This is a genomic window from Enterobacter cloacae complex sp. 2021EL-01169 (assembly GCF_020733125.1).
Classification (GTDB): domain Bacteria; phylum Pseudomonadota; class Gammaproteobacteria; order Enterobacterales; family Enterobacteriaceae; genus Enterobacter; species Enterobacter roggenkampii.
Genome location: NZ_JAJFTC010000040.1, coordinates 1 through 4,222 on the forward strand (window position 1 = coordinate 1; position 4,222 = coordinate 4,222).

At 46.9% G+C, this 4,222-nt stretch carries 5 protein-coding genes; 1 reads left to right on the forward strand and 4 read right to left on the reverse strand.

The window, feature by feature from the left end; genetic code table 11:
• Window positions 1–209: 209 nt before the first annotated feature.
• The 4 genes from LLF79_RS26685 to LLF79_RS26700 form a co-directional block, all read right to left on the reverse strand.
• Window positions 210–644 carry a DUF2262 domain-containing protein gene (locus LLF79_RS26685; RefSeq protein WP_210876091.1) on the reverse strand — a complete coding sequence of 145 codons (435 nt, stop codon included), beginning with the start codon at window positions 642–644 and terminating at the stop codon, window positions 210–212.
• A gap of 94 nt (window positions 645–738) precedes the next feature.
• Complete coding sequence (gene ere(A), locus LLF79_RS26690; RefSeq protein WP_032490532.1) at window positions 739–1,959, reverse strand: EreA family erythromycin esterase; 1,221 nt, start codon at window positions 1,957–1,959, stop codon at window positions 739–741.
• Window positions 1,960–2,159: 200 nt separating this feature from the next.
• A complete protein-coding gene (locus LLF79_RS26695; RefSeq protein ID WP_042862936.1) occupies window positions 2,160–2,900 on the reverse strand; it encodes a subclass B1 metallo-beta-lactamase IMP-13 in 741 nt (246 codons plus the stop codon).
• Between the two features lie 90 nt (window positions 2,901–2,990).
• On the reverse strand, window positions 2,991–3,839 hold the full coding sequence (locus LLF79_RS26700; protein ID WP_137515412.1) for an alpha/beta fold hydrolase: 849 nt from the start codon (window positions 3,837–3,839) through the stop codon (window positions 2,991–2,993).
• A gap of 166 nt (window positions 3,840–4,005) precedes the next feature.
• On the opposite strand from LLF79_RS26700, the gene LLF79_RS26705 reads away from it, so the two are divergent.
• Window positions 4,006–4,222 (forward strand): class 1 integron integrase IntI1 (locus LLF79_RS26705; protein WP_020801416.1); only part of this gene is annotated, 217 nt, incomplete at its 3' end.

A 4,222-nucleotide genomic window follows, 5' to 3' on the forward strand; every position in this document is an offset into this window, starting at 1 on the left:
AAGCCAGCCTTTCATGATATATCTCCCAATTTGTGTAGGGCTTATTATGCACGCTTAAAAATAATAAAAGCAGACTTGACCTGATAGTTTGGCTGTGAGCAATTATGTGCTTAGTGCATCTAACGCCGTGTTAAGGGGCAGACAAAGCGCGTAGCGGTTTGGCTGTCCCAGTGAGCGGCAGCGAACGACTTGAACACTTTGTTAAGCGCCTACCCATACATTTGCACATAGGTAAAGTTCTCACCATCGAATGATTGCGCGATTAGGGAATGACCGCCAAACATACCGCCATCGGAATACATGAAATCGATACCGTCTACCCCAAGAAACCATATGTGCACGAGCTGAATCCGGCGTAGAAACTGACCCTCTGAAAGAACGGGAGAATCCTGTTGCCGCCAATCCTCATTGTATGAAGAAAAGCACTCTTGGAGTATTTTCTCCTTTGCATTCCTTTCAAATAGTTCCAGATTCGATAAGACTTCCTTTGCCCGCCACAAAGTAACATCCAACTCTTCATCGTCTGGATCTACGGCAACAGAGACCTCCTCACCCCGAAAATCAAACTTTCCTTCAAGGCCTCCGTCAGGCTTCCCATCCCGCCTAACACGCTGAGTTAATCTATCTAACACTTCTGCGTACATAGCTTGCCTTCACGCTTAACGCGCTGATCACCGGCGGTTGAAAACCATCCGGTGGATTCGCAGGTTATGCTCCCTCATTTTCATTTCCGGTTTCCTATAGGGCAACCAGGCTGTCCTTGCCGGCGCTTGTAACACAGACGATGGCATCAAATGCCTCGCTCAATTTCGTTTCTACAGAGGCGCTTTGAGACCGCATTCGCTTTGCTTCCATGGGGGCATCTGTCAATGTCAGACATGAATTCTCCGTACCACAGGCGTCGATGACATACTGTTCCATACTATCCTCACGGATTGCATCGGCAGGCGTGGTCACAACAGAGAATCCAAGAGGACTTTTTGGCGATGGGAAATGCATTTCCGGCACGGTGGGTCCAAGATGGGTGAATGCAATCGCACGGTAATTCACCCTCTCTGCGAGGTGCTGCCCCATGGGAACAGCCGTAAGCTCGCCTGAAAAGGAGACTGGAGTTTTTTGTAAATGATTGTTGTGCGCCAGCAGAATTATCTTCACATCCGGATTCGCTCGAACCATTCCATCTACTACGCCCGCCATATACGAGTCACGTACGGAAGTATCTCCCTCAAGAGAGGTACCATCGAAGAAAGTTTTCATTATACGCAAGGTTTCCAACGTATACTCTATCGACTCTATTCGATCAGAGGCTTTTCGGAACAAATCGCTGTTGACGTGTTTTTTCAGGACGGGGGCAAGCGACGCCAAGCGGAGCTTCAATCTGGTTACCCCTGAGATAGCTTTCTCCTGCCGAGCCGTTTCTAGCTCCCCCCATTTTGCCGATGAAATAACCGCCGACTGGCCATCAATGGACGCCAACAAGTGAGTCAACATATCAACGTGCGGTTTCATGAGGTGATCGATGAGCTGGATAATTTCGGCCAATTGCGCTAGGTCGTCCCTTGGGTTCAGGGTGTTGGGTAAGTCGATTCCGACTAACTGCAGTTTTCTTCCTGATTCGCGGAGATATGATTTCAGCCAGATCAGCACTGAGCCATACACAGAAAAGGTCAGGGTATCCGAAAATCGCTCAAGTTCATGAGCACCGGCTGTTGAGTTGAGCCATTCAGATAACCGGGATGCCTGAATCGCCCCACATTCCAAACCAATCGCATTAAACTCATGCCTTTCGACCAAATAGCGGATAAGACTAGCTCTAGCCAGTGAAAACTCCGCGACAAAATGAGCGCCCTCGCCAATGCCGACAATTCGGGCGCCCTCAATTACGGAAGTAAGAATCTCAAACTCATTGAAGTCCAGCTTTTGAGGCTGTAAAAGTGTTCTGGTCGTTCTCCATGTCATTTTTTTACCTTTGCGTTTATTGCTGTAATCGTCATACGTTCGCTTCGCCAATAACCCGGCTCACAGCATAACGCCGAGTTCAGCGGCAGTTTTTAAGTTGTGGTTTTATGGAATACTTTTGCGCAGCAAAACCATAAAGCCGCGACTTAAAAACTGTCCAGCGCACGAAGTGCGCGGTGCTGCAACGACTTGTTAGAAATTTAGTTACTTGGTGATGATGTTTTTTTACTTTCTTTAAGCCCTTTAAGGGCTTGTTCCCATGTACGTTTCATTAGTGATGCGTCCCCTTTTTCACTATGACTTGAAACAACAAGCTTTGCTTTGCCATATTTAGACATTAATATTTTGGCGGACTTTGGCCAAGCTTCTAAATTTGCGTCACCTAAATTGCCAAGACCGTGAGGTTTAATAAAGCAACCACCGAATAAAATTTTACTTTCAGGCAACCAAACCACTAGGTTATCTTGAGTGTGACCTGGGCCAGGGTAGAAAACTTCAATTTTATTTTTAACTAGCCAATAGCTAACTTCGCTAAATGAATATTTAGCTTGTACCTTACCGGATTTTTTCAAAAGTTCATTTGTTAATTCAGATGCATACGTGGGAATAGATTGAGAATTAAGCCACTCTATTCCTCCTGTGCTGTCGCTATGGAAATGTGATGAAATAGTGCCTTTGATTTCATAGCCGCGCTCCACAAACCAATTGACTAATTTTTCAGTGTCTGTAGCAGTAAATGGAGTGTCAATTAGATAGGCGTCTGTGTTTACAAGCACCACTAAACCGTGTTTAGTAACAACCCCCCAACCGTTAACCTCTTCGAACGATGTATGAACAAAAACACCTTCTTCAAGCTTCTCGATTTTTAAATCAGGTAAAGCCGCTCCTGCGGCAGTAATGCTACAAAAGAAGCATACACATAAAACAAATAATTTCTTCATACCTTTCCTTTTCTAACGCTTTGCTCACCGGAAAATGGCGAGCGCCAGCGAGTTGTTTTTCCGGTGCAGCAGCTTGTTGTACTACGCAACTCATAGCTTTGACGTTTGATTCTTCAACGCTTGTATAATTACCGGCCAGTCCTCGTGATGTAATTCATGCCCCGTGCCATTCAGTGTAACTAGTTTCGAATCGCGAATCGCATCCTTCAGTGCCAACCCATGTGCATAAGGAAGCACAGGATCTTCTGTACCATGAATGATTAGTGTTGATGCAGTGATCTCATTTAATCGCCCGAGCCACTCTTCGCCACCACCTAAGGTAGTGTGATTGAACGTCGTTAGTATATTTGGCGTACGATCAAAGTTTAATTGAGCGATCTGGCGAATCTTTTCAGCATCAAATACATGGGCTGTACCTGAGTTGATTCGCCACGCACCGACCTGATACTCCACTACCGAATCTTTATCAGACCAGTCAAGTGATCCCGCCTGTTGGTGATACTCCATTATTGCAGGATCAAAAGGGGGCATATCTGGGTCTGCCTCCGCAAGACGCTCTGAAGCGATCAGGGTTAAACTCTTTACCCGATCCGGATACTTGAGAGCTACAAGCTGGGATAGAAACCCTCCCAGAGACATGCCAACCAGATGCGCAGCATCCAGACCATAACCACCAATAATGCGAACCACATCATCTGCTAATTCTTCAACCGAATATGAAGCCTGGCCTGGCTCATAACTAGTTGACTTTCCCGTGTCACGATGATCGTATCGGATCACATAGCGATCCATCGAGGCCAACTGGGCACAAAAATCATCAGGCCACCATACAGCTGACGACATTGCCCCCATCACCAAAATAATGGGTTCATGGGCTGAGTTACCGAATGATTCGGTATAGAGTGAAATATCGTTATCATTAACTACTTTTGCTTCCATAGTATTGCCTTCAGGTTTCTCGTACAACTTTGTTTTAGGGCGACTGCCCTGCTGCGTAACATCGTTGCTGCTCCATAACATCAAACATCGACCCACGGCGTAACGCGCTTGCTGCTTGGATGCCCGAGGCATAGACTGTACCCCAAAAAAACAGTCATAACAAGCCATGAAAACCGCCACTGCGCCGTTACCACCGCTGCGTTCGGTCAAGGTTCTGGACCAGTTGCGTGAGCGCATACGCTACTTGCATTACAGCTTACGAACCGAACAGGCTTATGTCCACTGGGTTCGTGCCTTCATCCGTTTCCACGGTGTGCGTCACCCGGCAACCTTGGGCAGCAGCGAAGTCGAGGCATTTCTGTCCTGGCTGGCGAACGAGCGCA